The sequence below is a fragment of the Sporosarcina sp. Y1009 genome, assembly GCF_057669865.1.
The window spans coordinates 1-26,675 of the sequence record NZ_JBYHFO010000016.1 but is presented as its reverse complement, the minus strand read 5'-3'; the positions used below and the strand labels follow the sequence as shown (position 1 = coordinate 26,675).

Sequence of the window (26,675 nt, the reverse complement as noted above, 5' to 3'; positions counted from 1 at the left end):
GGAAAAAACATGTTAGTATCTACGAAATGGCTAAAAGAGTATGTAAATATAGATGGAATTCCCGTGACTGAGTTGGCGGAAAGTATTACACGTTCTGGGATTGAAGTGGACGCGATTATTGATCGTTCACAGGGAATGACAAACGTTGTTGTAGGCCAAGTGCTAGATTGTGTTCAGCATCCAGATGCAGACAAATTAAATGTTTGTCAAGTTGACATCGGAATGGAAACGACTCAAATCGTCTGTGGCGCACCAAACGTTGCCAAAGGGCAAAAAGTTATCGTTGCAAAACCTGGCGCAGTTCTCCCAGGCGGATTTGAAATTAAAAAAGCAAAACTTCGCGGCGAAGATTCAAACGGTATGATTTGTTCACTTCAAGAACTTGCGATTGAAGGAAGACTTGTCCCTAAAGAATATGCTGAAGGAATTTACGTGCTTCCGGAAGATGCAATTGTTGGATCAAATGCGCTTAAAATTCTTGGATTAGATGATACAGTCCTTGAATTCGATTTAACGCCAAACCGGTCAGATGCATTAAGTATGCTTGGAGTCGCCTATGAAGTGGGTGCAATCTTATCTAAAGAAGTAAAACAGCCGGAGATTGCATATGAAGAATCTACTGAAAAAGCAGAGGATATTCTTAAACTTCGCATTGATGCGAAAGAAGAAAATCCAATGTACGTAGCAAAAGTTATAAAAAACGTTAAAATTGCTGAATCTCCATTATGGCTCCAAAATCGCTTAATGGCTTCAGGCATTCGTCCACATAATAACGTCGTTGACATTACGAACTTTATTCTACTCGAATACGGTCAACCGCTTCATGCTTTCGATTATGATCGACTCGAAACAGGCGAAATTGTCGTGCGACTTGCGGAAGAAGGCGAAAAAATTACGACACTGGATGAAGCAGAACGAACGTTGAAATCACACCAACTTGTCATCACAAACGGTGCAGAGCCAGTAGCCATTGCAGGTGTAATGGGCGGGGCGAATTCAGAAGTACACGATGGTACGACGACAGTTGTCATCGAATCTGCATACTTTGCACCGTCAACTGTGCGTAGAACGTCTAAAGAACATGGCCTTCATAGCGATGCGAGTACACGTTTTGAAAAAGGTGTAGATCCCGAGCGCGTTGTTGCAGCGGCTGAACGTGCGGCACAACTCATCGCAGACCTTGCGGACGGGGAAGTGCTCTCAGGTTCCGTCATTATTGACGAACTCGACAAAACGCCAGTACAAATTACGATTTCACCGGATTACATTAACAGCCGACTCGGTATGAAAATTTCACTAGAAGATATGCTTTCGATTTTGGAAAGATTGAAGTTTCCAACCGAAGCGATTAATGGAAATCTTGTAATCGATGCGCCTACGCGTAGACAAGATATCCGTATTAAAGAAGATATCATTGAAGAAATTGCTAGAATGTATGGATATGACAATATCCCAATGACACTTCCTATTACCGAATCTAACCCAGGAGGACTTACACCTTACCAACAAAAACGCAGAACTGTAAAAGCGTTTCTAGAAGGTGCAGGGTTATATGAAACTTTAACGTATTCACTAACATCAGCGAAAGAAGCACAAACCTATGCGCTTGAAACAGCACCTGTTACAAACTTGCTTATGCCGATTAGTGAAGAGCGAAGCACGCTGCGTCAAAGTATCATTCCTCATTTACTCGAGGTAGCTACGTATAATGTTGCGCGTCGTAATGAATCTGTAGGATTTTATGAAGTAAGTTCAGTATTCCTTGATGAAGAGGAAGATGGTCTTCCAAAAGAAACGGCGCACGTTGCCGCAGTCATCACTGGGAACTGGGTAGATCATGCATGGCAAGCAGATACGAAAAAAGTCGATTTCTTCGTATTGAAAGGCATTGTCGAAGGGCTAATGGATAGTCTTGGTCTCGTCGAAGGATTGACATTCGAACAGGCAGTACTCGAAGGCATGCACCCGGGAAGAACAGCAAATATTTATCACGACAATAAACGGATTGGTTTCATCGGCCAAATTCATCCAACAGAACAAAATAAGCGTGATTTAAAAGAAACATATGTCATGGAAATGAATCTCGATAAAATCCTTTCCATCGAGACTGAAGCGTTACTTTATGTTCCAGTTCCACGTCACCCATCCATCTCAAGAGACATCGCACTAGTTGTTTCAAGTGATACGTCATCTGGAACGCTAGAAGATGTCATTCGACGCGCTGGAGGGAAATTATTAACTGGCGTTAAATTGTTTGACCTGTACGAAGGGGACAACGTTGAAAGCGGCACAAAATCAGTCGCATTCTCTTTGAAATATCAAGATCCTGAACGTACATTAACAGACGATGAAGTCGTCAAAGCACATGAAAAAGTATTAGCAGCATTGACAAGTGAAGCAGGCGCACAGCTTCGCGGGTAAAAATTAGAACTAACCGTCCCATTTCACTTTGAAGTGGGGCGGTTAGTTCTTTTTAAATCAATATGTCTCCAATCCAGGATCACCCAGTCTATCCTTTATGATATGTTGCCAATTGGGAGGAAGTTTGTACGTTTCAATATGCTCAAACTTTCTAATTTTTACGTTACTAGGCGTAATATAAAATGTTAAATGGTCTTTACCAACTTCAATATGTGGGCCAACTACAGGCGTAACCTCAATGGTGATTAAAAATTCAAAAGAACGATATTCACCGATTCTTTCCATATTGATAATACTTATTTGATAAGGATACACTCCAGGACGTTCATTAAGGAAGTTAGCATAATAACCCCAAACAACCTCATCGATAGTCGGTGACATTAATGAGAAAAATAAGTCCATCATAAGTTCTTCTTTAGATTTTTCAGCAGGTTGATAAGTATCTTGTTTGGCATAAGATGGTATTGAAACCATTAATATTATAATAAAGATAGCAGGAACAATAATCTTCTTTCTCAATGTTAACACCAACTTTCATTTTATATTTTGGCCGGAAAAGTATTTTTCATACGAAAATATTTGGTTTTCTGAAGAAAAATGATGATAGCTGGAAGCGGAAAGTAGACTATTAAGTATCTTATTATTAGTATAGTTTTAAACGGTAGTGCCGCTATATTGTTTTACGATTATGAAGGTAATAATGAAATACGAATGAAAACAAAATTGAGGAGTGTATTGAAATGAAACCTAACAAAAGCGAGAAAGTGGATCAACTCATTGAAGCGTTATCAAAGAATATCCAAGAAATAACAACCTGTTTACGCAACTTAATTTTTGAAACCTCCGATAACTTTATAGAGGAAATCAAGTGGGGTAAGCCGTCTTATGGCATAGATCGCAATATTTGTTATCTACAAGCATCCAAAAATCACGTCAATTTAGGGTTCTATATTGGGGCAAGCCTCACAGATAAAGACAATCTACTTGAAGGGACAGGCAAACAAATGCGTCATATTAGAATCAAAAAAGTAGACGAGATTCAACCCGAAAAAATTAGAGCGTTAATTCAATCAGCAATTGAATTTAAAGCTTGAACTAATTAAAAGGCTAAAGAAGGAGGAGATTCAAATGAAAAAAGAATTTCCGATTATTGAAACAAGCAGGTTAATTTTACGGAAAATAACAAATGAAGATGCTAGTGATATGCTAAAGTATCTGTCTGATAAAGAAGTAGTGGCACCAATGGGACTAGCGCCATTCCAAACTGAAAAAGACGTGTGGGATGAAATTAGTTGGTACAAAACTATCTGTGATGAAGGTACAGGAATTAGATGGGGAATTACACTAAAAGACTCTGGTATAGTTATCGGAAGTTGTGGTTTTCTCAATATGCATACTAAACATCATCGGGCTGAAATTGGGTATGAATTGCATCAAGAACATTGGGGAAAAGGGATAGCGAGTGAAGCTTTGGAAGCCGTCGTTAAATATGGTTTTCATCACTATCAATTAGAAAGAATTGAAGCATTAATCGAACCTGCTAATCTACGGTCACAAAAACTAGTAGAAAAGCAAAGGTTTATCAGAGAAGGCTTACTGAGACATTATGAATTCACTTGTGGTAAATTCGATGATCTGTATATGTATTCAATCATTAAGGGAGATCTGATTAATTCGGAAATATCGAGTAGAAAAAGTAATCTTATTTTAGAATAGATGAAAAATTGACTATCATCTATGGGAATCAGCTAATCATTGAGAAGTTGCTTAAGATGTTGCATAATAGGAAAATGATATCTATACGAATAGGGGATACTTGCAATGTCTATTAGAACGAATCTCGAACTACTACCGAACAAACAACAAAATAAACTAGAAAACCAGGGAAGGCTATTAGTAAAATGTCCCGACAAACCGGGAATTGTTTCGGCCTTATCGACATTTTTACATAATCATGATTCTAATATTATTGAATCGAGTCAGTATTCCAGCAACCCTGAGGATGGCATGTTTTTCATACGCATCCAGTTTCATACGGAGAATCTGCTAGAAAAGTCTGTGCAGATTGAAAAGGATTTTGCGGGAATTGCCAACGGCCATTCGATGGAATACCATTTTACATATGGAAATGAACGACAACGTTCAGCTATTTTTGTTTCAAGAGAACCGCACTGTTTAATGGAGCTTTTATGGGAATGGCAAAATGGTGATTTGGAGACTGATATTGTAGTTGTTATTAGTAATCATGAAGATGCAAGAGATATTGTAGAAGCATTGGGCATTCCTTTTTATTATATTCCAGCAAACAAAGAGATTCGTAAAGAAGTCGAAGCCGAGCAAATTCGCTTAATGGAAGAATATAAAGTTGATTTACTCATTCTAGCGCGTTATATGCAAATATTGACACCCGATTTCGTCAGTCATTTTGAGAATCGGATTATTAATATTCATCATTCATTCTTACCAGCCTTTATCGGAGCCGGGCCGTATGAACGGGCTTATGATCGTGGGGTAAAATTGATTGGAGCAACCTCTCACTATGTAACAAATGATCTTGACGAGGGGCCAATTATTGAGCAGGATGTGGAACGAGTAGATCATCGTGATCATGTGATTGCCTTGAAAAAGATTGGACGACAAATCGAGCGTCGCGTTCTAGTGAAAGCTGTAAAATGGCATCTTGAAAATCGAGTTATTGTTGAAAACAATAAAACGATTGTGTTTCACTAAAAAAATCTGTACACCGAACATCAGTGCTTTTAGACGCTGGTGTTTTTATTAATTCTTAACTGAGGATGTGATGTGTGTGAACAAGGTGCCGATGTTACAAATGACGATTGCAATGGCGATATTTGGCTCAATCGGTTTTTTTACGATCAAGACAGGCATTCCAGCTGTTGAATTAGTTTTCGTTCGCTGTATTTGTGCCACAATATTTTTAGGCGCAGTTTGGTTAATGACTGGTTTACACAAGGTAGAAGTTTGGCAAAAGCGGGAAATCATACAAACAATCGTGTGTGGAGTCTTTTTGGTGCTGAACTGGGTGTTTTTATTCAAAGCATTTGAAGTGATGTCCATTACAATAACAATTACGCTCTATAATTTAGCTCCGATTTTTGTACTCATTATCGGTAGTTTGTTTCTAAAAGAGAAGATGACATTGACCTCAATACTGGCAATTGTGACTTGCTTCTTGGGAAGTATTCTCATAATCGGCATCCAAAACATCAATTCAGTATCCGATTTTGTTAGTTCGGGTTTCGGTTGGGCCATATTATCAGCGATTTGTTTTGCCATGACAATGCTACTTGGTAAAGGGGTGACCCAGCTTAGTGCATATGCGATGACATTTGTACAAACATCGATTGGGATTCTTATGTTATTTCCATTTATGAATTTCAGTGTATTTATCGGATTAACGGATTCAAATTGGTTTTATATAATTGGCACAGGTCTGATACATACGGGATTTGTTTATTATTTATTTTTCAATAGCTTACGTAAATTATCAACTGTTGTCATATCGGCACTGGTTTTTGTGGATCCAGTTGTCGCAATTCTTCTGGATATAATCTTATTAGACTTCAAGCCTTCAATGCTACAAACTATTGGAATTCTTCTTGTTTTCGGTGGGATTGTTTATACGATTATTAGACAAGAGAAAGAAGTTGTTGAATAACAATCGTTGTGAGCTGTCCAATTTGATATGTGATTTTAAATATCGTATACTATTAGTTAGTTTCACAAACTAACTAAATGGAAGTGGTAATTATTTTGAAATCACATAAGCAACTTTTCTATGCCTATTCGGGTTTGTATCGACCTTATTTAAATCAGTTAAATGCACAGCTATCCCCATTTAAGCTTACTAGTTCGCTGTGGGCAATTTTGCATTTTATATTACATAATGGAGAACATACAATTAGTGATATTTCAACCTATCAGAATGTTGAAAGGCCGACAGTAACAAAATTGGTGCAGAAATTGATTGAAAACGACTATGTTGAAGCGCAATCTGGAACAGACAAGCGCATGAAGTTTATAAGATTATCTGACAGAGGTAAAGAAGTGTGTGAACAAGTACAGGAAAAATTAAGCGTCTACCAGTGTTATTTATTGGAAGATGTACCTGAAGAAGATCAATTAGTAGCAGCGAATGTCTTAAGAAAAATATCAGCGAAAATTAATACGCAAGAGGATGGCATGTATGAGTAAAGAAAAATTATGGACAAAGGAATTTATATCAATATCAGTCGTCAACTTCTTTCTGATGTTGTCGATGTACTTATTATTAGTCACCATGGCAACGTATGCGACTGAAGAATTTAGTGCTTCTTCTAGTACTGCAGGTTTAGTTGCTAGTATTTTTATTATAGGGGCTTTATCGGGTCGATTTTTTGCAGGTCGACAAATGGAAAAAATAGGTAGCCGGAAAATATTACTAGGCGGCACTATATTTTTTATACTCGTTTCATTGTTATATTTTCTGCCAACCAATATTTACGGTTTAATGGCGATTCGTTTTTTTCATGGAATAGGCGTTGGATTTGCGACAACCGCAACGGGTACAATTGCAGCCCACGTAATTCCATCTAGTAGAAACGGCGAGGGGATAGGTTATTTTAGTCTCAGCGCGGTCCTGTCAACAGCGGTTGGACCGTTAATCGGGATTGCTTTGATCAACTATGTTGGTTATTCGAGTATCTTTGTTTTTACATTGGTTATGGGGATTGTGAGTCTGCTCATAGCACTTCCGATTAAACCGCCCAAAATCAAATACAAACCAAATCCTGATAATAAAGGATTTAAACTATCAAATTACTTCGAGAAGAGAGCATTGCCAATTGCGACAGTTATATTAGTTGGCGCATTTGCCTATTCAGGTATCCTTTCATTTATAGCGGCTTATGCAAAGGAAATCAATCTAGTGCAAGCAGGTGGTTTTTACTTCTTGGTTTATGCAATTGTCATCTTAATTTCCCGACCATTTACTGGTCGATTAATGGATTTAAGAGGTGGTAATAGTGTTGTGTATCCTGGCCTTGTCCTTTTCGCGATTGGTATGCTAGTACTTAGTCAAGCTCAAACAAGTCTTGTCTTTTTACTTGCTGCAGCGATTATCGGATTAGGTTATGGAAATTTCCAATCAAGTACACAAGCTATTGCTATAAAAGTAACACCGCCACATCGAATGGGATTAGCAAACTCAACGTATTTTATTTTCCTTGAGCTTGGACTTGGATTAGGACCTTTCATACTCGGATATTTAGTCCCATTAATGGGTTACGGCGGTTTGTATTTATCGATGGTGGCCTTAATTATTCTAGTGATGCCTTTATATTACGTTCTTCATGGGCGTAAAGATAAGGAGCTTTACTTGACGGAATAAGTAAATACCCCTGAAGTAGGCGGAACATGGGAAATCGTTGACCGTCGTGAAGGAAAAGACTACCGAGCGATTGGTGAGTATGTTGAGATTAGTCCTTCGAAAAAATTGGTGTTTACGTTTAAAATGCCGCAGTTTGGCGATACAGTAGATATGATTCGGGTCGAGTTAAAAGAACTTCCTGAAGGTTGTGAAATGACATTTTCACAAGCAATCATTGTTCCACATGAAGAAAATTGGACAAGCGAGGATATCGAAAAAGCGCTAAAAGAGTTTCGTGATAGCACAGAACAAGGATGGCATTATATGTTTATGGGCTTGAAGGAATTGACTGAAACAGGGAAAGTCAGCTATACAGGGTGAAAATATAGTAATGATGAAGAGGGACTCCAATGATTTGGAAGTCCCTTTTTTGGTGTTTATTTTTATCATGTAATTGAATCACTTAATTGAAGTGTGAATGTGGCGCCTTATAATTTGGTACCTTCCATATTACTATATTCTGAAAAATGTGTAATAATCTATTCTTTAAAAAGAGGGAGAGCGACTTTAGATGTCGAACTATGATATTAAGACATTGAAAAGAGATGAAATCTATTCTTTGTTGTTCAAACTTTCACGGTTTGCTTTGTCTAAGAAAAAATAGATTAAGAAGGGGGAACTTCTTGTTGTTTAGATTACTCCAATTTGAAGTGAGTAAAATCCTTAAAACAAAATACTTTAGGATGCTGTCACTCATCCTTTTGCTCTTTCTCTTAGCCTTTTATATATTTGTTTATATAAACACGACACGCTTAGATGAAGTGGTTACTAATCTTGAAAATACATTGGATCGAATAGAGCAAGAGATAGTAGATGCAGAAGAAGGGACTTTGGATTCCGAGATTATTCAAAATGTGTTTGAAAAACAAAGATACGAAGCGAATGCATATAAAAATAAAGATTGGGAAGCTGTGCTGAACCATGAGATTGACAAGCTTCCGGTTGATCTAGATGCCAATATTGCCCACAGGCAGTATTTTACATCGTCATTCCCAACCGTCTTTACGATGGAGACAAGACGTGAAAAATACAGGTGGCTAATCGAAAAGGATATTGATCCTGTTCTTTGGTTGTGGGATGTGTCATGGAAAACGGTATATGACCTTCACTATCCGATTTATGGGAGCGGAGACGATGAATATCATAGAAAAATTGTCGAAGATTATAGCAAGCAATACTCTTCAACGGGTATCTATTCCGCCTACCATGTCGCCAACCTTCTTTTCAGTATTGGAGGTGTGGTGTTCTTCCTATTTCTTTTTGGGGATATCGTCACAAAAGAGGGCTTGGGCAATAACGGGTCGATTAATCTAATGCGGACACAGCCGATCAATCGGCATGGAATCTTGGTCAGTAAATTCCTGACTGTTCTGCTTTTAAGCTTTCTATTCCTTGTAGGTATTGGGACTGTATCGGTATTGCTTGGTGTCATCTTTGATCGTTTGGGTGACTGGGATTATCCGATGCTCGTTTACGGTGAGGATTACACTTTTGAATTCATTGGAATGGGCATATTCATTTTGAAGTCGGCGACACTTTTCTTCATGGTGTTGCTGTTCAGTTATTCTCTGCTGTTCCTGTTCTCTATTTTGTCGAAGCGGACAATCACTGCAATCGGAATGACGCTGGTCACGATTCTATTAGGCATACAACTGGCGAAACAGTCCATTTCATTGGAATTTGCACAGTACATTCCATTTCATTACTTTTCGGTTTCTCAGATTGTTTCAATGGAATTCAGTGCATCTTTGAAGAATTTTAATTTTAATTATCAGAATGGAATGCTGGTGCTAGGGGTCTGTAGCCTATTATTGCTGGTACTGACTTTTATTCTGGAAAAATTTGAATATAAAACACGGGTTTAGAGGAAAATCGGGAGGAACATAATGATGATAAGAGATCCAATTCAATTGAATGAAAGAATCCACTTGATTGATGGATTTGATTTAGGCGTACCAGAAAGGACGGGAACGTATGTAATTATTGAGGAAGCATTAACACTGGTAGATACAGGACCAAGCCCATCGGTGAAGCACCTGAAAAAGGGGTTAGAAACACTTGGGTATTCATTGGATCAAGTGAAATATATTATCGTGACACATATCCATCTAGATCATGCAGGCGGGGCAGGCTTACTTCTTGAAGAATGTCCGAGTGCTAAAGTTGTTGTACATCCACGAGGAGCGAGGCACTTGGCGGATCCTACTAGATTGGTAGCTGGAGCAAAGATGGTTTATAACGAGAGGTTTTCTGAATTATTTGAGCCAGTCATTGCAATTTCTGAAGAACGTCTTCTTATTAAAGATGAGGGTGATACATTAGAGATTAGTCCAGATTGTACTTTACGTTTCTTGGACACGCCAGGACATGCCAAACACCATTTCAGTATTTTTGATCCAGTTAGTAATGGCATGTTTACCGGTGATACGGTAGGGATTCGCTATGAGCAGCTGATTCGCGATGGAGTCGATTTGTTTTTACCATCGACATCACCAAATCAATTTGATCCAGCTGCCATGCGACAAGCGATTGAACGCATGGCTTCACTAGATTTAAATAGTATTTACTTCGGTCATTTCGGTATGACTAACAATCCTGACGAAGCGCTTCGACAAGTAGAAGACTGGCTGGATATTTTCATGGTAGAAGCGGACCTAGTCATTGCAGAGCGAAAAGGTCATGAAGTACTAGCACAGCGTCTGCTCGGCCGAGTAAAAGAACATCTACGAAAGCATGATGTACGCGATGACCATGAGGTTTATAGTTTGATTGAACTGGATATGCAAGTGAGTGCGATGGGGATACTTGATTATTTACTAAAATAATTCATTTTACCCCAAATCTTTTTTCATTCCTAGCTCGAGCAAGCTCCGCTTCAATTTCTCGATTACTTGGGACAGCTTTTGTGGTCAATGTGTTAAATAATTTCTGTGTGGACTTGGCAATTTCCTCAACTGCTTGATTAAAAGCATCCTCATTTGCTTGCGATGGTTTATTAAAACCAGAGACCTTGCGCACATATTGAAGTGATGCCGCATAAATCTCATCTTCGGTAGCAGTTGGGTCAAAGTTATACAAAGTCTTAATGTTTCTGCACATATTATTCACCTCGTTTGTACAAGTTATTTTTCTGATTGTAACATAATATCGTATAGATAAATTGAAATTCAACATGGGGGTTGAAAATGAGGGACAGTGGAAAAGGACTAGTACCACTCATTATTTTTGCAATACTGGCGTTATCACCTTTAAGCGGATTGGCGATTATTTTTTCGATCGTTTATATTGTATATGAGAGGCGAAAAAATAAAAATGGTGTTTCAGTTTTAACATTTCATTGGGATAAAACAAAAGAAGGTATTTGTAAGTATTGGTGGCTTATTCTACTTCCATTCGTTTCAGTCATTGGTCAAATAGTATTTGCTCATTATGCAATGCCAACATTTAATGAACACGTCATGGAACGGGTTAAACCAATGTTGCAAATGAGTTCTATGTTAATCCTCATTCCTCAGCTTCTCATACTTGCTTTTGGGGAAGAACTAGCATTTCGTGGTTTCGCACAAGAAAAACTATCGAAAGTTATTAATCCTAGAATCGCAATAATTGTAGTTTCAATTTTATTTGCAGTTGGTCATCTATCTTCTGGTCAAGCGGGGATAGTTTTATATGATATAGGTTTCATATTTATAGACAGTATTCTATATGGTGTATTATTTTTAAAAACAAGAAATCTGTACATCACGACCTTAGCTCATTTTCTCGCGAATGTAGCAGGAATCTATATCTTTTTATTAATGTGAATTAAATTGACAAGCAGAGGGAAGATAGTTATTATTATGCTAGATTAATAAGGAGCGAATTAACTGATGTTTTTACTAAGATACTAATTCATATAGACATATTTTAAGGAATGCCACTCGTAGGAGGGGTTATTTGTCTATGCGTTTTGGGATAGTATCGTAGTAGAAGTTTGTTCGTTCTACGGGATATCTATATCAATTTTTAGTGCGCAGAGCAATTTACTCTGCGCACTTTTTATTTTTGGAGGGATATATTATGGGGATGTTATTATTCTTTTGATACGAGCTTGCACTAGAAGCTCGTATCGATCCTAGCTATCGATACGAAATTACAAATTTCGGGGGTAGTTAAAATGGAACAAATTTGTTTTGAATTAGAAAATGTCGAAATGACCTATTTAGATAAAGAAGTAGTCAAGATTGATCGGTTAGCTGTCCATCAATTTGACCGAATCGGTATTGTCGGGAAAAATGGCGGAGGGAAAAGCACGATATTAAAATTACTTGCCGGAGAGATTCAACCAACTCGTGGAAAGGTAAAACGGCATGTGGAATGTGGATATTTTGAGCAAGTTGAAGCACCAACTGTTGAAGAAGCAGATGCCGCCTTACTTAGCAGACTCGCAGTACCGAAAAACTCTGACCAATTAAGTGGAGGGGAAAAAACTAGGTTGAAACTAGCGCAATTGTTCACGCATTATTATGAAGCGCTTCTAATAGACGAGCCCACCACACATCTAGACGAGGAAGGGATTACCTATTTATTAGAAGAACTACGTTATTATTACGGGGCATTGGTGATTATCAGTCATGACCGTGCAGTATTGGATGGGCTTGTTACGACCATTTGGGAGGTCCATGAGGGTGTAGTTTATGTCTACGCAGGAAATTATAACGATTATACAGAACAAAAAGCGCTAGAACGCATTCAACAAAACGAAGCGCATGAACAATACCTAAAAGAGAAGAATCGTCTTGAAAATGCAGCAGCGGAAAAAATGAGAAAGGCTGAAAAAATTGCCCAAGCTGGAAACATGTCTAAAAAAGAAGCGAAGGCAAAGCCTAATCGTATGTTTGAAACGAAGTCAAAAGGCACAAGTCAAAAAGCGGTGTATCGTGCAGCGAAAGCAATTGAACAGCGTATTGAAAAACTTCCGGAAGTCGAAGCGCTGCAAGGAGAACGCTCCATTGTGTTTCGCCAATCAAAAGCAATGGAACTGCATAATAAGTTTCCCATTATGGCAGATCACCTGACACTCCAAGTTGGAGCACGTAGCTTATTAGATAAAGTAAGCTTCCAATTCCCACTTGGTAAAAAAATAGCCATTACGGGTGCAAATGGAAGTGGAAAAAGTACGTTGCTTAATCATATTGTAAATAATGGAGCAGGTTTAACCATTTCACCAAAAGCGAAAATAGGTACATTCACGCAAATGAGTTACCAATTTACTAAAAATGAGACGGTTTTTGATTTCGTGAAAAAAAGGTCTAATCATGAAGAAGGTTTTTTAAGAAGTGTTTTGCATGCGATGCAGTTTGTTGGGACCGATTTACAAAAGCGCGTAAAATCATTAAGCGGCGGAGAAGCTATTCGTTTACAGCTTTGTCGTCTTTTTCTAGGGGAATACAATATTCTACTCTTAGACGAACCAAATAACTTTTTAGATCTTCAGGCAATTGAAGCACTTGAGCAATTTATAAAAGGGTATGAAGGTACGATTATTTTTGTCTCTCATGACCAAGCATTTACAAATAATGTAGCAGACATTCAATATGAAATTTTTGAAAAACAATTAAAACGAATAGACGAATAGAGTCTATCTGAACGAAAGCCGCCAAGTCATGCTAAAATATACTTGGCGGCTTCAGCATTTATAAATTATTTTTTCGAATTTTATTGTTAACAAGGGAAATTGCAAAGGAACATCGAAGATTATAGTTCGGATACTAAAATGTTTTAGTGTAAACGGAGGAGAATTATCATCAGTAAGAAACTTCTAATCATATTTGCTGCAATTCTTTTTGTTGGCGGAATCGCTGTAGGTGGGAATTGGTATTTTAAGCAAGAAAAAATGATAGAAAAAGTCGATGCAAGTGAGGAAGAAATTGCAAAAGGGGAGTCAGTTCATTCGAAAAAGATAACTGGCGCTAAGACTGACTTACTTCTTAGCAAGCACTCACCCCAATCAGAAGTGATGTCTTACATGCATCGGATGACACATCAAAAGATCCAAGCCAATGAAAAATGGGGAGCCACACCCATGGTTCAAGGAAATATTGGTATCATTTTTAATTTGCTTCAAGCGAGTGAGTTCGAAGACAAAAATGTTCTTCTGCAAATCGCGAGCCGGTGGAAAGAAGGCGACTTTAGTCGAGTGGATAAAGACCACAACACGATTTGGCGGCTGCAAGGTGGAACAATTGGTGAAGCATATGGCATCATGACAACGGAAGAGGAAAGATGGTTTGTCCTCAACAATTTTGAGGATGATGTCCTCAATGTTTGGTTAGAAGAAAATAAGTAAAAAATCGCTTCGGTGTATTGCCGAAGCGATTTTTTTCTTACTATTTCACAGCTTTCACTACTTTAAACCCAATCGAAGCCTCTAGATGAAAAGTTTCATTATCGGAGACAGCTGATGGATCGGCCGTATAAAACTGGGCAGAACCATTTACAATATATTCACCTTCAGGGAAACCTTTATCAATGATTGTATTGACAAACTGCTGAAATTCTTTGGAATCTTGATCGCTGTATCCACCTGCAAACGAGTACTTTTGACGGAAAGGTTCGTCTTTTTTAAGCGTTGTTGTAAGGAGTGGCTCGTTCATGGCATACCCAACATCAAACTCTCTAGTTCTTTCAATAAATGGAAAGTGAAAAGCAGATTCAGCATGATAAATATCAATCGATTCAAGATCACCTACATACGTTAACTCAGCAAAAATCGCTAAATCACCAAATTCATTATAAACATCTTTCTCCGTGGCAATACGATAGACAAAATCGCCTTCTTTTACCTCATTCTCGGTGGGTGGAAGGGAATCCTTCATCGCCGGACCACTATTATTGTTGGTTGTTCCGCATGCAACTAATATAAATGCTAGCATAACGATATAAATCATTTTTTTCATAAAACCAGCCCCTTTTCAGATTAGAACGACTACCTCTGAAAAAAGTTACAATCTTTTTTTGTTTGCGATTTGCTGGGCTTTTCGTGTGTTCGCAAAATGCCATTTTGTCATTTTTCTCAGCGCTACTTCACCGTCTTTCAATAAAATACGGGCGGCAATTTCGTCAACACGTGGGCCGGCTCCTTTGGGTAAGGTTATGCCAGCCAGCTGACTCATTCTGTCCATTTCTTCAAGAAACGCCACACGCGCAATTATAGAGGCTGCTGCGACAGATAAATGAAGTCCTTCTGCTTTTGTCGATAACAATACATTTTCACGAATGATTTCCGGTTCTAATTTTAAATAATTATAATAAACTCCGCGTTCAGCAAATTGATCAATCAATATATATTCTGGTTTTTCACCATTCAATTTGCGAAGGACATGCTTGAGTGCTTGATTATGAAGCAGTGCTTTAATTTTCCCTTGAGAGTTTCCTTGTTGTTGTACGTCATTATACTTCTCGTTGCCTAAAGTAAGTACACTATGAATCAGCGTTGCTTGTAAATCAGGCGCAATGTTTCGCATGATATCATCAGTTAGTTGCTTTGAATCCTTCACACCGAGTTCACGCACAAGTTCAATCTGATCAGCACGAACAAAACAAGCTGCTACTGTAACGGGTCCGAAAAAATCCCCCGTTCCAGTTTCGTCAGAACCAAGAACAGATAGATTAGCAAAATCACTAGGGAGCTTATCACCTTTAGCGGTCGATGGTTTTGTAACAGTAGGCGTGCCCCAACGTGCAGCCTCTCGGTCAGCACCCGCGCCTTGGAATAATACTTTCCCAGATTTATAAGCGGTAATTGAAGTGTCAGGCATTTTTGCGGCAAAGATCACGCCAGGTGCATTTCGTGTAATCTTAACAGTTGTATAATGGTTGATTACTTTCTTCATCTCATCAGTATTTAGTTGTATCACTTGATTGCTCATATTTCACAACTTCCTTTCGACTTAATTCACAATTAAGCGCATTTCATGGTATGATTATAAACATAGTTTCACAGGGGGTGTCCAGTCCTTGGCAGATAAAGAAAAAACACGGATTGCCGTTGACATTTATGGCCAAACGTACAAAATGGTTGGTAAAGAATCAAGTGTGCATATGCGTAAAGTTGCCTCAATCGTAGACGATAAAATGAGGGAAATCAGTTCGCATAATCCAAATCTTGATAGCACAAAGATTGCGGTTCTAGCTGCTGTTAATAGTGTACACGATTATCTTAAATTAAAAGAACAAGTTGAACAAATGGAAGTCCAATTGAAAAAGCTGAAGGGTTGACTGCTACATGCTAGATTTACTCATTATATTTCTCCTATTGGGGGGACTCATTACAGGGTTTCGCCGTGGATTAATCGTCCAAGCAATACATATGACTGGCTTTATCATAGCTTTAGTCATTGCATTTAAATATTACAAACAACTTGCTGCAAAATTTGTTTTATGGATTCCTTATCCTGAGGTAAACGCGAATTCGAAATTATCTTTTGTTGTAAATGAACTAGATTTTGATCAAACATTTTATAACTTACTTGCATTTTTCCTTATTTTTATCGTAGTAAAATTTGGTTTGCAACTTATCGCGTCAATGTTTGATTTTTTGAAATTTTTACCAGTCTTAGGTTTCATTGCAAGAATACTAGGAGCAGTACTAGGGTTTGTTGAGTTTTATATTCTCATTTTCCTCGTGTTATACCTAGCTATTATGATCCCTGTTGAGTTTATCCAAACCTTTATTGGGAAATCGGTTCTTGCAGGAACGATGTTTGAGCATACACCGTGGTTTTCAGAAACGGTAAAAAAATGGTGGTATATTTATAAAAGCTAAAAACTTCCCCCTTCAATATAGGAGGGAAGTTTTTTCGAGGAACGGGAGGAATATTGGTGAATAAAAAGAAAATCATTCAAACGTTTGAAAAAATTGCATTGTATATGGAATTACTAGGGGAGAACCATTTTAAAGTAGGGGCTTTTCGACGCGCAGCAAATATTCTGGAACTTGATCCAAGAAGTTTGTCTGAAATGGACGATATTTTAAAGCTAAAAGGGATTGGAAAAGGCACGGGAGCTGTCATTACTGATTTAATGGAAAAAGGGGAGTCAGATCTTCTGATTGAATTAGAAGAAACTGTACCTAAGGGCCTTGTTCCACTTTTGAAAATACCGAACCTTGGTGGCAAAAGAATTGCAAAACTTCATGAAACCATTGGCATTGATTCACTAGAGTCACTCCATACAGCATGTTTAGAAGGTGCGATTCGTAAAGTTCCAGGATTTGGAAAAAAGACGGAAGAAAACATTTTAGCTGGAATTGAAGCCTTTGGTACGAGACAAGGGAAATTCCCTCATTGGAAAATGGAAAGAATTGTTGCAATGGTTGAAGACGTGTTAGTTGAAATCCCAGAAATCACACGGTTTTCAGTAGCGGGAAGTTACCGCAGAACCGAAGAGGAAAGTAGCGATGTCGATTTCATACTCGTGACTGAAACGCCGTCAGTTGTTCGTGAAAAACTACTCGCTTCTTTACCAGTCTTAGAAACGATTGCTGGCGGGGATGCAAAATTATCAGTCACATTAGATGTGGAAGATCCGATCGATGCTGATTTTCGTTTTATGAAAGAGTCAGAATTTGCAACTGCTATCCATCATTTTACAGGGTCTAAAGATCATAACGTCGCACTTCGTAAATTAGCCAAGGCAAAAGGGCAAAAGATTAGTGAGTATGGTGTTGAAGATGAACATGGAAATATGTTGACGTTTGAAACAGAAGAACAATTCTTCCAACATTTCGGTTTACCATTCATTCCACCAACATTAAGACAAAATGGTAAAGAATTGGATAGAATTGATGAAATACCGGGCCTTGTGTCAATCGGAGAAATCCGTTCAGATTTGCATATGCACACCACTTGGTCAGATGGGGCACATTCTATTCGTGAAATGGTCGAAGCCTGCCGAGCAATGGGTTACTCACATATTGTCATTACAGATCATACGCAATTTTTACGTGTAGCGAATGGTTTAACGCCGGAACGAGTTCGGGAACAGATTAAGGAAATTCGCGCGTTAAATAAAGAGTATGACGATATTGAGCTGTTTTGTGGTACTGAGATGGATATATTACCAGATGCAACCCTTGATTTTGATGATGAGTTATTAAGTGAACTTGATTTTGTGATTGCCTCAATCCATTCTAGTTTCAACCAACCTGTGGAACAGATTATGGAACGTCTTCATACTGCGATGAAAAATCCGCATGTTGATATGATCGCACATCCGACGGGTCGCATTATTGGACAACGAGATGGTTATAATCCAGACGTAGGTCAACTTATTGAATGGGCAAAAAAATATAATAAAATTTTAGAACTAAATGCAAATCCGCATCGACTAGACTTAGCTGTAGAATATTTAATTCAAGCGCAAGAAGCCGGTGTAAAGATTGCTATCAATACGGATGCACATGCCATTGATTCGCTAAGATTTATGGAAACCGGTGTGAATTACGGACAAAAAGCTTGGTTGAAAAAAGATAACGTTGTAAATACATGGCCACTCGAGAGATTTATTTCTGAGATAATAGATAAGTGAAGGGGAGTGTAAGACATTGGAAAACCGTGTCTTAAAAACACTTGAGTTCGATAAAATTAGAGAATTAGTCGCTGAACATTGTACATCTTCCGCGGGACGATCTGAGATTGAAAAATTGGTCCCTATTAGTGATTATGAAAAAGTTGTTCAGTTATTAGAAGAAACGGATGAAGGCCTAGCAATATTTCGAGTGCGTGGCAATGTACCGATGGGCGGTATTAAAGATATACGTCCGCATGCAAAACGTGCCCAAATGGATGGCATGCTAAGTGCTTATGAATTAATGGAAATTTCTAATACGATTCGAGCAAGTCGCATTCTGCGGACTTTTATCGAGTCGGTCGATGCGGATGAAGATATTACGATTCCGCATTTTATCGCGAAAAAGGAAGCAATGCCAGTCGTGACAGGGTTAGAGCATCAGATTAATCACGCAATTGACGATAATGGACATGTTGTCGATAGTGCGTCTACTAAGCTTCGAACAATTCGCCAAGGTTTAAGAGCACAGGAAAGCCGTGTTCGAGAAAGACTTGAAAGCTATACACGAGGAAAAAACGCAGCGAAAATGCTGTCAGACGCAATTGTAACGATTCGTAATGACCGATTCGTCATTCCAGTGAAATCTGAATACCGCTCGCATTATGGTGGGGTCATTCATGATATGTCTTCTTCTGGCCAAACACTTTTCATCGAACCAGATGCAGTTGTGCAAGCGAATAATGAGATTAGAAACCTTAAGATGCAAGAACAAGAGGAAATTGAAAGGATCTTAATCGAATTATCTCTTGCTGTTCAAGAAGTTGCACATGATCTTTTCTTACTGGTCGCGATTTTGTCTGAAATTGATGTTATTTTAGCAAAAGCGAAATTTGGAACGGTTAATAAATACACAAAACCAGAAGTAAATACTGAAGGTAGAATTCGTCTAGCAAAAGCTACACATCCACTGATTCCAGTTGAAGAAGCTGTGGCCAATAATATTGAATTCGGTACTGATATTACAACGATTGTTATTACGGGACCGAATACGGGTGGGAAAACAGTTACACTAAAAACGGTTGGTTTATGCACATTAATGGCACAGGCTGGATTACCGATTCCAGCATTAGACGGATCTGAAGTAGCTGTCTTCGATTCAGTGTATGCGGATATTGGCGATGAGCAATCCATTGAACAAAGCCTAAGTACCTTCTCGTCTAGAATGGTAAACATCGTTGATATATTGAAGAAATATGATCATAAGTCGTTGATTTTATTTGATGAGTTAGGTTCTGGGACTGATCCACAAGAAGGAGCCGCACTGGCGATTTCCATTTTAGACGAAGTACACGGTAGTGGTGCGCGTGTTATGGCAACCACTCATTACCCTGAGTTAAAAGCGTACGGGTATAATCGTCCTGGTATTGCAAATGCGAGTGTAGAGTTTGATATTGATACATTAAGTCCGACATACCGCTTACTAATAGGTGTGCCTGGCCGAAGTAATGCTTTTGAAATTTCTCTTCGACTCGGACTAAGTGAACATATTATTGAGCGTGCGAAAACATTTACGGGAACGAACCGCGGCGAAGTCGAATCGATGATTGCTTCCCTCGAAGAAAGTCGTGTCAGATCAGAAAAAGATGCAGATAAGACGCATGAAATATTACTTGAAACAGAGCGATTAAAAAAAGAACTAAAAGATGAGCTAGCAAATTTTGATCAAATGAAAGAAAAACTAGAAGAAAAAGCAAAAGAAAAGGCAAGAAAACTTGTAGAAGATGCAAAACGCGAGGCGGAAGCAGTCATTTCTGATTTACGTGCGATGCAACTGAACGCTCAAGCGAATGTGAAAGAACATGAATTCATCAATGCCCGAAAACGTTTGGAAGATGCAACCCCGGAAGAACAAAAAAACTTGAAAATCCAAACGAAATCAGTTGAACAACAATTGAAAGTCGGGGATGAAGTACAAGTGCTGCAATACGGACAAAAAGGGACACTTCTTGAAAAAAATTCGAACACGGAATGGATCGTTCAAATTGGGATCTTGAAAATGAATATTAAAGAAGCTGGTCTTGAATATGTGAAGCCTAAAAAAGAAAAACAACCTGTAACAACGACATCTATTCGTGGGCGAACTGCCGTAAAACTTGAACTAGATTTACGAGGTGAGCGGTATGAAGATGCCATTTACAAAACGGAGAAATATATCGATGATGCTTTATTATCTAATTATCATCAAGTATCTATTATTCACGGAAAAGGAACGGGTGCTTTAAGACAAGGCGTCCAGCAATATTTGAAAAGTCATTCTCGTGTGAAAAGCTATCGCTTCGGGGAAGCGGGAGAAGGCGGTTTCGGCGTTACAGTTGTGGAATTAAAATAATTTATAAAAATGAAACCTTTTTCTAACGATGACCGTATAGGAGAGTAATGCATTTACACAGGAGGGCCATCATCTATGCAAAAATCCGGTTTCTGGAGTAATCCACTGGTAGAAACGGCTGGATATTTCAGTGTCGTCGTACTTTGTATTATTGTTACGATGGTATTATTTGAACTCGTAACGAAATACAATAATTGGGAAGAAATAAAAAAAGGGAATATTGCCGTTGCACTTGCGACGGGTGGTAAAATTTTTGGTGTTGCAAACATCTTTCATTATTCTATTTCAAGACATAATTCACTTCTTGAAATGATAGGTTGGGGATTATACGGATTTGGACTGCTTGTTTTCGCCTACATACTATTTGAGTTCTTAACACCTAAATTCAATGTGGATAAGGAAATCGAAGCAGATAATCGATCGGTTGGATTCATCTCTCTTACCATTTCTGTGGGCCTATCATTTGTTATTGGCGCGAGTATTTCATAGGAGACTAAAAAAACATGGAAAAACTTTCGAAAATTTTAATGGTTGCTTGTGTGCTATTCATCCTAGTCGGGATTTTCTGGCTTTATAAATAAACGTTGCCTTAACCTTCAATTGATAGGTTAAGGCACTTTCTTTTATTAATATACTATGAAACTAATAATATATTTGTAAGCGCTTACGTTTACGTCTATAATAAGAAGTATAGGAATATTCTAAATTAGGAAGTGAAAGGGGTTTTACTATGACAACGAAACCGTGGTTAGAATTATATCCACCGGAAATACCGAAGACTTTGGATTACGAGGAGATTCCTTTGCAGGCATTTTTGACTAAAGCGTCTACTAATTATCCAGATAAAACTGCCATACACTTTATGGGCAAAGACATTTCCTACAAAGAATTCAATGATTCTGCTTTAAAGTTTGCTAATTATTTGCGGTCAATCGGAATCGAAAAGGGAGACCGGGTAGCGATCATGTTACCGAATTGCCCTCAAAATGCCATCGCATATTTTGGTATTCTCTACATTGGTGCGGTGATTGTCCAAACAAATCCGCTATATACGGAACGAGAACTAAAGTACCAAATGGCGGATTCAGGAGCCAAAGCAATACTGACGCTCGATATTTTATATCCAAGAGTCTCAAATGTTGTAAAGGAGTCATCATTAGAACATGTAATTGTCACGGGGATAAAAGATTATCTGCCATTTCCCAAAAATGTCATTTACCCATTTATTCAAAAGAAGGAATACGGGTTAGTCGTAAAAGTTGAACATCGTGGCATTAATCATTTGTTTACGGAGATTATGAAAATCGCTAAAGCAGACCCTATCCGTACATCGTTTAATTTTAAGGAAGATGTTGCGCTACTTCAATACACGGGTGGTACAACCGGCCCACCAAAAGGTGTTATGTTGACACATAAAAATTTAATCGCGAATGCGACGATGTGTAAAGCATGGTTGTATAACTCGAAAGAAGGAGAAGAAACTGTACTTGGCGTCCTACCCTTTTTCCACGTTTATGGAATGACAACAGTGCTTGTTTTAACTGTCATGATGTCTAATAAGATGGTTTTACTGCCTAAGTTTGATGTTGACTCAACTTTGAAAACAATTGATAAACAAAAACCTACGTTGTTTCCAGGAGCACCTACAATTTATATTGGACTATTAAACCATCCAGATATTGCCAAGTATGACTTGTCATCGATTAAGGCATGTATCAGTGGATCAGCAGCATTGCCTATAGAAATTCAAAAAAAGTTTGAAGAAATTACAGGTGGTAAACTTGTTGAAGGATATGGATTGACGGAAACTTCTCCTGTAACACATGCAAATTTCGTTTGGGCTAGAGAAGAAGATCGAGTGAAAAGGTCAGTTGGTGTCCCATGGCCTGACACAGATGCATGTATTTTAGGTCCAGATTCAAATGAACAAGTAGCCCCAGGTGAAATAGGGGAGATCGCCGTAAAAGGACCTCAAATTATGAGAGGCTATTGGAATAAGCCTGAAGATACGGAAAACACATTCCGTGATGGTTGGTTTTTAACTGGAGATTTAGGTTATATGGATGAAGAGGGATATTTCTATATTGTAGACAGAAAAAAGGATATGATTATAGCTGGTGGCTTTAATATTTATCCAAGAGAAATAGAAGAAGTGTTATATGAGCATAAAGATGTAATGGAATGTGTCGTCGCTGGGATTCCAGATCCATACCGAGGTGAAACTGTTAAAGCTTTCGTGGTCTTAAAAGAGGGAGCTACTGTCACTGAAGAGGAATTAGACAAATTCTGTCGTTCAGAACTTGCAGCATTTAAAGTTCCAAAATTCTATGAGTTCCGTGATGAATTGCCGAAAACAACAGTCGGAAAAATCTTGCGTAGAACGCTAATTGAAGAGGAAAAGAAAAAAATGAGTGAACAGACAGTTAGTTAACCAGGTAATGCTTGACTAAATAAAGAATAACTATTATTATAAGGGTATGAATGAATCCTCATTCATATCCTTTATTTATGGTGGTGATGAAAAAAGTGAAACGTGATCGTCCAAAATATAAACAAATTATCGATGCTGCAGTTATTGTAATTGCTGAAAATGGTTACCATCAAGCCCAAGTTTCAAAAATCGCGAAAGAAGCAGGCGTTGCTGACGGTACAATTTACCTATACTTTAAAAATAAAGAAGATATTTTAATCTCTGTATTCAGGGAGAAAATGGGGATATTTACATCAAATTTGCAAGAGATTGTAGAAGAAGATTTGGATACATCTGAAAGACTGTTGAGAATGATAACGAACCATTTTCGCGTTCTTCACGATGATCGCCACCTCGCAATTGTGACTCAATTAGAACTTAGGCAATCAGGTAAAAAGTTACGCCTTCGAATCAATGAAGTGCTGAAAGAATACCTTGATTTGCTGGATGTCATTTTATTAGAAGGTATTAAAAATGGTGAGTTAGATAGCACGCTTGATGTTCGTCTAGGACGGCAAATGGTGTTTGGAACAATTGATGAAACAATTACTTCTTGGGTGATGAATGATCAAAAATATGATTTAATGAAACTATCCTCAGAAGTACATAAACTTCTTTTAAATGGGATGAGAGCTTAAATCTGTAGTAAAGGGGAATGGGAGAAATGGAGTTTTTAACAGTACAAGTTGAAAATGGTGTTGCGGTTGCTACAATTAATCGTCCACCTGCCAATGCATTATCGCGAGCTTTGATTTTAGAAGTGGATGCACTTTTAGATCAGGTTCAAGATGATGATTCAATAAGAGTCATTGTATTGCACGGGGAAGGAAGATTTTTCTCGGCAGGTGCGGATATTAAAGAGTTTACAGAGGTGACTTCTGGTGAAGAGTTTTCTAAACTCTCTGCAAGTGGGCAAGCTGTTTTTGAACGGTTAGAGCGCTTTCATAAACCGGTCATTGCCGCTATTCACGGTGCGGCACTTGGCGGAGGCCTTGAATTAGCTATGGGGTGCCATCTACGCATTGTTTCAGAAACAGCAAAACTAGGACTGCCGGAACTACAACTTGGCCTTATACCTGGCTTTTCGGGTACGCAGCGATTACCGAGGTATGTGGGCATGCCGAAAGCAGCAGAAATGCTGCTGACGAGCGAACCTATATCGGGTCTAGAAGCAGCACAGTATGGATTAGCCAATCAAGCATATCCAGAAGAAGAGTTGCTTTCTAAGACGATCGAACTCGCACAAAAAATTGCAAAGAAAAGTCCAGTAGCCGTGAAAGCAGCATTGGAAATGTTACAGTTTTCTAAGCCAGAATCCTATTATGCAGGGGTAAAGGCAGAAGCGGATTCATTTGGTGAAGTATTTGTTTCTGACGATGCAAAAGAAGGAATTCAAGCATTTTTAGAAAAAAGAGAACCGATTTTCAAAGGAAAATGATGAAAAAAGCTGAGGAGGTCGTTACAATTGAACATTTTTGTTTTAGTTAAGCGCACATTCGACACAGAGGAAAGAATTACCATTAAAAATGGTGAAATTGCAGATGATGGTGCAGAGTTTATCATCAATCCATATGATGAATATGCAATTGAAGAAGCGATTACGGTTCGTGATGAGCATGGTGGTGAAGTAACTGTCGTGACAATCGGTGATGAAGAGGCAGAGAAACAACTTCGTACCGCTTTAGCGATGGGTGCAGATAAGGCAGTACTTATTAATACAGAAGATGATGTTGATGTCTTAGATGAGTTTTCAGCTGCGACAATCATTGCTGAATATTTGAAAGATAAAGATGCCGATTTAATTCTCGCAGGAAACGTTGCAATTGACGGCGGTTCAGGACAGATTGGGCCACGTGTTGCAGAGCTGTTAAACATAAACTATGTGACGACAATTACAAAACTCGAAATCGATGGGACAGATGTTAAAATTGTCCGTGACGTTGAGGGGGATTCTGAAATGCTTGAAACAGCCCTACCACTTTTAGTGACTGCACAACAAGGGTTAAACGAACCGCGATATCCGTCACTACCCGGGATTATGAAAGCGAAGAGAAAGCCGCTTGAAGAGCTCGAATTAGATGACTTGGATCTCGACGAAGATGATGTTGAAGCAAAAACAGAAACGATTGAAATTTTCTTGCCAGCTGCAAAAGCTGCAGGTCGTGTTCTTGAAGGTGACATTGCAGACCAAGTAAAAGAACTAGTCAATCTGCTTAAAAATGAAGCAAAAGTAATTTAATTGACAGAGATAATGTAATTGGGAGGGACAAGAAAATGTCTAAAAAAGTATTAGTTCTTGGGGAAACACGCGAAGGTGCTTTACGAAATGTCTCGTTTGAAGCGATTGCTGCTGCAAAACAAATTTCAGGTGGCGGGGAAGTTGTCGCTGTATTACTAGGTGATGCGGTACAATCTTTATCATCAGAAATGATCCACTACGGTGCAGACCGAGTGGTTACAGTTGAACATGAAAATTTAACACAATATACATCAGATGGCTACAGTCAAGGTTTTATGGCGGTATATGAACAGGAAAGTCCGGATGCAATTGTCTTCGGTCATACAGCATTAGGAAAAGATTTGTCTCCTAAAATCGCTAGTAAACTAGCATCGGGACTCATTTCAGATGTTACAGCAATTGAAGGTGAAGATGACGATGCCGTGTTTATCCGTCCGATCTATTCAGGTAAAGCATTTGAAAAAGTGAAAACGAAAGAAGGTCTACTTTTTGTTACAATCAGACCAAACAACGTTTCCACACTAGAAAAAGATGAAAGCCGTTCAGGTGATGTTTCTTCTGTTGAGGTTGATGTTAAAGACTTGCGCACGATTATTGCGGAAGTCGTTCGAAAATCAACTGAAGGCGTTGACATGTCAGAGGCAAAAGTAGTTGTAGCAGGCGGGCGAGGCGTACGCAGTGCTGAAGGTTTTGAGCCGTTACAAGAACTTGCTAATTTACTCGGCGGCGCAATTGGCGCTTCACGCGGAGCATGTGATGCAGACTACTGTGACTATTCACTGCAAATTGGTCAAACAGGTAAAGTAATCACACCTGATCTATATATTGGTGTCGGAATTTCTGGTGCGATTCAACATATGGCTGGTATGTCCAACTCTAAAATCATCGTGGCGATAAACAAAGATCCAGAAGCAGAAATCTTTAAAGTCGCAGACTACGGAATTGTCGGAGACCTATTTGAAGTTATTCCGTTAATGATTGAAGAAGTTAAGAAGTTACAAGCGAATTAAATTAGTAAACTATAACTAGACCGATTACTTGGATGATTTATTCAGGTAGTCGGTTTTTTTGGACCGTTGATTTGCGTTCCGGGCGGACGCTTCCCTCGCTACGCTCAGTCCAGGGTCTCGGATGTCTCGCTAATTCCGCGGGAGTCGCCGCCCTCATACGCGTCAAC

General features: G+C 38.6%; 26 protein-coding genes and 1 pseudogene. 23 read left to right on the top strand and 4 right to left on the bottom strand.

The window, feature by feature from the left end; all coding sequences use genetic code 11:
* Positions 1 to 9: 9 nt before the first annotated feature.
* Positions 10 to 2,421 (top strand): phenylalanine--tRNA ligase subunit beta, encoded by a 2,412-nt coding sequence (gene pheT, locus AC25Y1_RS15930; protein ID WP_488148988.1) that lies wholly within the window; start codon positions 10 to 12, stop codon positions 2,419 to 2,421.
* A 57-nt stretch (positions 2,422 to 2,478) separates the two neighbouring features.
* Here the strand turns inward: pheT and AC25Y1_RS15925 are convergent, their stop codons facing one another.
* Positions 2,479 to 2,940 (bottom strand): DUF3888 domain-containing protein, encoded by a 462-nt coding sequence (locus AC25Y1_RS15925; protein ID WP_488148987.1) that lies wholly within the window; start codon positions 2,938 to 2,940, stop codon positions 2,479 to 2,481.
* A gap of 221 nt (positions 2,941 to 3,161) precedes the next feature.
* On the opposite strand from AC25Y1_RS15925, the gene AC25Y1_RS15920 reads away from it, so the two are divergent.
* The 9 genes and pseudogenes from AC25Y1_RS15920 (at position 3,162) to AC25Y1_RS15880 (ending at position 10,674) form a co-directional block, all read left to right on the top strand.
* A complete protein-coding gene (locus AC25Y1_RS15920) occupies positions 3,162 to 3,515 on the top strand; it encodes a DUF1801 domain-containing protein (RefSeq protein WP_488148986.1) in 354 nt (117 codons plus the stop codon).
* 34 nt (positions 3,516 to 3,549) lie between these two features.
* Entirely contained in the window at positions 3,550 to 4,137 is a 588-nt protein-coding gene (locus AC25Y1_RS15915; protein ID WP_488148985.1) for a GNAT family N-acetyltransferase, read from the top strand.
* A gap of 105 nt (positions 4,138 to 4,242) precedes the next feature.
* On the top strand, positions 4,243 to 5,151 hold the full coding sequence (purU, locus tag AC25Y1_RS15910; RefSeq protein ID WP_488148984.1) for a formyltetrahydrofolate deformylase: 909 nt from the start codon (positions 4,243 to 4,245) through the stop codon (positions 5,149 to 5,151).
* 70 nt (positions 5,152 to 5,221) lie between these two features.
* Positions 5,222 to 6,100, top strand: a complete 879-nt coding sequence (locus AC25Y1_RS15905; protein ID WP_488148983.1) for a DMT family transporter — start codon at positions 5,222 to 5,224, stop codon at positions 6,098 to 6,100.
* A gap of 95 nt (positions 6,101 to 6,195) precedes the next feature.
* The gene (locus tag AC25Y1_RS15900) at positions 6,196 to 6,636 is read left to right on the top strand and encodes a MarR family winged helix-turn-helix transcriptional regulator (protein WP_488148982.1); all 441 of its coding nucleotides are present in this window, start codon (positions 6,196 to 6,198) and stop codon (positions 6,634 to 6,636) included.
* A complete protein-coding gene (locus tag AC25Y1_RS15895) occupies positions 6,629 to 7,810 on the top strand; it encodes an MFS transporter (RefSeq protein ID WP_488148981.1) in 1,182 nt (393 codons plus the stop codon). The genes AC25Y1_RS15900 and AC25Y1_RS15895 overlap by 8 nt, the downstream gene beginning before the upstream one ends.
* 3 nt (positions 7,811 to 7,813) lie before the next feature.
* Positions 7,814 to 8,170 (top strand): annotated as a pseudogene (locus AC25Y1_RS15890) (SRPBCC family protein); the annotation flags it as partial.
* A gap of 305 nt (positions 8,171 to 8,475) precedes the next feature.
* A complete protein-coding gene (locus AC25Y1_RS15885; protein WP_488148980.1) occupies positions 8,476 to 9,714 on the top strand; it encodes an ABC transporter permease subunit in 1,239 nt (412 codons plus the stop codon).
* Between the two features lie 21 nt (positions 9,715 to 9,735).
* Positions 9,736 to 10,674: an MBL fold metallo-hydrolase gene (locus AC25Y1_RS15880; RefSeq protein ID WP_488148979.1), complete on the top strand. Its 939-nt coding sequence runs from the start codon at positions 9,736 to 9,738 to the stop codon at positions 10,672 to 10,674.
* A 1-nt stretch (position 10,675) separates the two neighbouring features.
* On the opposite strand, the gene AC25Y1_RS15875 is transcribed toward AC25Y1_RS15880, so the two are convergent.
* Positions 10,676 to 10,948 (bottom strand): DUF2277 domain-containing protein, encoded by a 273-nt coding sequence (locus AC25Y1_RS15875; protein WP_488148978.1) that lies wholly within the window; start codon positions 10,946 to 10,948, stop codon positions 10,676 to 10,678.
* An 86-nt stretch (positions 10,949 to 11,034) separates the two neighbouring features.
* Here AC25Y1_RS15875 and AC25Y1_RS15870 point away from each other — a divergent pair, with 86 nt between their 5' ends.
* The 3 genes from AC25Y1_RS15870 to AC25Y1_RS15860 all read left to right on the top strand — a co-directional run bounded on the left by AC25Y1_RS15870 (position 11,035) and on the right by AC25Y1_RS15860 (position 14,177).
* Positions 11,035 to 11,652 carry a CPBP family intramembrane glutamic endopeptidase gene (locus AC25Y1_RS15870; protein WP_488148977.1) on the top strand — a complete coding sequence of 206 codons (618 nt, stop codon included), beginning with the start codon at positions 11,035 to 11,037 and terminating at the stop codon, positions 11,650 to 11,652.
* A 353-nt stretch (positions 11,653 to 12,005) separates the two neighbouring features.
* Positions 12,006 to 13,466, top strand: a complete 1,461-nt coding sequence (locus tag AC25Y1_RS15865; protein ID WP_488148976.1) for an Msr family ABC-F type ribosomal protection protein — start codon at positions 12,006 to 12,008, stop codon at positions 13,464 to 13,466.
* A gap of 258 nt (positions 13,467 to 13,724) precedes the next feature.
* The gene (locus AC25Y1_RS15860) at positions 13,725 to 14,177 is read left to right on the top strand and encodes a DUF6241 domain-containing protein (RefSeq protein WP_488148975.1); all 453 of its coding nucleotides are present in this window, start codon (positions 13,725 to 13,727) and stop codon (positions 14,175 to 14,177) included.
* Positions 14,178 to 14,217: 40 nt separating this feature from the next.
* On the opposite strand, the gene AC25Y1_RS15855 is transcribed toward AC25Y1_RS15860, so the two are convergent.
* Both AC25Y1_RS15855 and rnhC read right to left on the bottom strand, forming a co-directional pair.
* The gene (locus tag AC25Y1_RS15855) at positions 14,218 to 14,787 is read right to left on the bottom strand and encodes a hypothetical protein (protein WP_488148974.1); all 570 of its coding nucleotides are present in this window, start codon (positions 14,785 to 14,787) and stop codon (positions 14,218 to 14,220) included.
* 45 nt (positions 14,788 to 14,832) lie between these two features.
* Complete coding sequence (gene rnhC / locus AC25Y1_RS15850; RefSeq protein WP_488148973.1) at positions 14,833 to 15,759, bottom strand: ribonuclease HIII; 927 nt, start codon at positions 15,757 to 15,759, stop codon at positions 14,833 to 14,835.
* Between the two features lie 88 nt (positions 15,760 to 15,847).
* Between rnhC and zapA the strand changes: the two genes are divergently transcribed.
* The 10 genes from zapA to AC25Y1_RS15800 all read left to right on the top strand — a co-directional run bounded on the left by zapA (position 15,848) and on the right by AC25Y1_RS15800 (position 26,508).
* Positions 15,848 to 16,108 carry a cell division protein ZapA gene (gene zapA, locus AC25Y1_RS15845; protein WP_488148972.1) on the top strand — a complete coding sequence of 87 codons (261 nt, stop codon included), beginning with the start codon at positions 15,848 to 15,850 and terminating at the stop codon, positions 16,106 to 16,108.
* Between the two features lie 7 nt (positions 16,109 to 16,115).
* The gene (locus tag AC25Y1_RS15840) at positions 16,116 to 16,655 is read left to right on the top strand and encodes a CvpA family protein (protein ID WP_488148971.1); all 540 of its coding nucleotides are present in this window, start codon (positions 16,116 to 16,118) and stop codon (positions 16,653 to 16,655) included.
* Positions 16,656 to 16,711: 56 nt separating this feature from the next.
* Entirely contained in the window at positions 16,712 to 18,418 is a 1,707-nt protein-coding gene (polX, locus tag AC25Y1_RS15835; RefSeq protein ID WP_488148970.1) for a DNA polymerase/3'-5' exonuclease PolX, read from the top strand.
* 16 nt (positions 18,419 to 18,434) lie between these two features.
* Positions 18,435 to 20,789, top strand: a complete 2,355-nt coding sequence (locus tag AC25Y1_RS15830) for an endonuclease MutS2 (protein WP_488148969.1) — start codon at positions 18,435 to 18,437, stop codon at positions 20,787 to 20,789.
* Positions 20,790 to 20,864: 75 nt separating this feature from the next.
* Positions 20,865 to 21,278, top strand: coding sequence for a DUF350 domain-containing protein (locus AC25Y1_RS15825; RefSeq protein WP_488148968.1), 414 nt, complete (start codon positions 20,865 to 20,867; stop codon positions 21,276 to 21,278).
* A gap of 241 nt (positions 21,279 to 21,519) precedes the next feature.
* Complete coding sequence (locus AC25Y1_RS15820) at positions 21,520 to 23,220, top strand: long-chain-fatty-acid--CoA ligase (RefSeq protein ID WP_488148967.1); 1,701 nt, start codon at positions 21,520 to 21,522, stop codon at positions 23,218 to 23,220.
* Positions 23,221 to 23,315: 95 nt separating this feature from the next.
* The gene (gene fadR, locus AC25Y1_RS15815; RefSeq protein WP_488149033.1) at positions 23,316 to 23,897 is read left to right on the top strand and encodes a fatty acid metabolism transcriptional regulator FadR; all 582 of its coding nucleotides are present in this window, start codon (positions 23,316 to 23,318) and stop codon (positions 23,895 to 23,897) included.
* 26 nt (positions 23,898 to 23,923) lie between these two features.
* Positions 23,924 to 24,697, top strand: a complete 774-nt coding sequence (locus AC25Y1_RS15810) for an enoyl-CoA hydratase (RefSeq protein ID WP_488148966.1) — start codon at positions 23,924 to 23,926, stop codon at positions 24,695 to 24,697.
* Positions 24,698 to 24,724: 27 nt separating this feature from the next.
* A complete protein-coding gene (locus AC25Y1_RS15805; RefSeq protein WP_488148965.1) occupies positions 24,725 to 25,498 on the top strand; it encodes an electron transfer flavoprotein subunit beta/FixA family protein in 774 nt (257 codons plus the stop codon).
* A gap of 35 nt (positions 25,499 to 25,533) precedes the next feature.
* The gene (locus tag AC25Y1_RS15800; RefSeq protein WP_488148964.1) at positions 25,534 to 26,508 is read left to right on the top strand and encodes an electron transfer flavoprotein subunit alpha/FixB family protein; all 975 of its coding nucleotides are present in this window, start codon (positions 25,534 to 25,536) and stop codon (positions 26,506 to 26,508) included.
* Positions 26,509 to 26,675: the final 167 nt, after the last annotated feature.

Bases quoted from the DNA above. Each gene is read 5' to 3' on its own strand.
- AC25Y1_RS15895 (WP_488148981.1), top strand. From the start codon at position 6,629: ATGAGTAAAGAAAAATTATGGACAAAGGAATTTATATCAATATCAGTC.
- AC25Y1_RS15905 (WP_488148983.1), top strand. From the start codon at position 5,222: ATGTGTGTGAACAAGGTGCCGATGTTACAAATGACGATTGCAATGGCG.
- AC25Y1_RS15875 (WP_488148978.1), bottom strand. From the start codon at position 10,948: ATGTGCAGAAACATTAAGACTTTGTATAACTTTGACCCAACTGCTACC.
- purU (WP_488148984.1), top strand. From the start codon at position 4,243: ATGTCTATTAGAACGAATCTCGAACTACTACCGAACAAACAACAAAAT.
- rnhC (WP_488148973.1), bottom strand. From the start codon at position 15,759: ATGAGCAATCAAGTGATACAACTAAATACTGATGAGATGAAGAAAGTA.
- AC25Y1_RS15880 (WP_488148979.1), top strand. From the start codon at position 9,736: ATGATGATAAGAGATCCAATTCAATTGAATGAAAGAATCCACTTGATT.
- AC25Y1_RS15920 (WP_488148986.1), top strand. From the start codon at position 3,162: ATGAAACCTAACAAAAGCGAGAAAGTGGATCAACTCATTGAAGCGTTA.
- AC25Y1_RS15800 (WP_488148964.1), top strand. From the start codon at position 25,534: ATGTCTAAAAAAGTATTAGTTCTTGGGGAAACACGCGAAGGTGCTTTA.
- AC25Y1_RS15870 (WP_488148977.1), top strand. From the start codon at position 11,035: ATGAGGGACAGTGGAAAAGGACTAGTACCACTCATTATTTTTGCAATA.
- AC25Y1_RS15855 (WP_488148974.1), bottom strand. From the start codon at position 14,787: ATGAAAAAAATGATTTATATCGTTATGCTAGCATTTATATTAGTTGCA.
- AC25Y1_RS15825 (WP_488148968.1), top strand. From the start codon at position 20,865: ATGCAAAAATCCGGTTTCTGGAGTAATCCACTGGTAGAAACGGCTGGA.
- AC25Y1_RS15810 (WP_488148966.1), top strand. From the start codon at position 23,924: ATGGAGTTTTTAACAGTACAAGTTGAAAATGGTGTTGCGGTTGCTACA.
- AC25Y1_RS15865 (WP_488148976.1), top strand. From the start codon at position 12,006: ATGGAACAAATTTGTTTTGAATTAGAAAATGTCGAAATGACCTATTTA.
- AC25Y1_RS15840 (WP_488148971.1), top strand. From the start codon at position 16,116: ATGCTAGATTTACTCATTATATTTCTCCTATTGGGGGGACTCATTACA.
- AC25Y1_RS15915 (WP_488148985.1), top strand. From the start codon at position 3,550: ATGAAAAAAGAATTTCCGATTATTGAAACAAGCAGGTTAATTTTACGG.
- AC25Y1_RS15820 (WP_488148967.1), top strand. From the start codon at position 21,520: ATGACAACGAAACCGTGGTTAGAATTATATCCACCGGAAATACCGAAG.
- AC25Y1_RS15860 (WP_488148975.1), top strand. From the start codon at position 13,725: ATGATAGAAAAAGTCGATGCAAGTGAGGAAGAAATTGCAAAAGGGGAG.
- pheT (WP_488148988.1), top strand. From the start codon at position 10: ATGTTAGTATCTACGAAATGGCTAAAAGAGTATGTAAATATAGATGGA.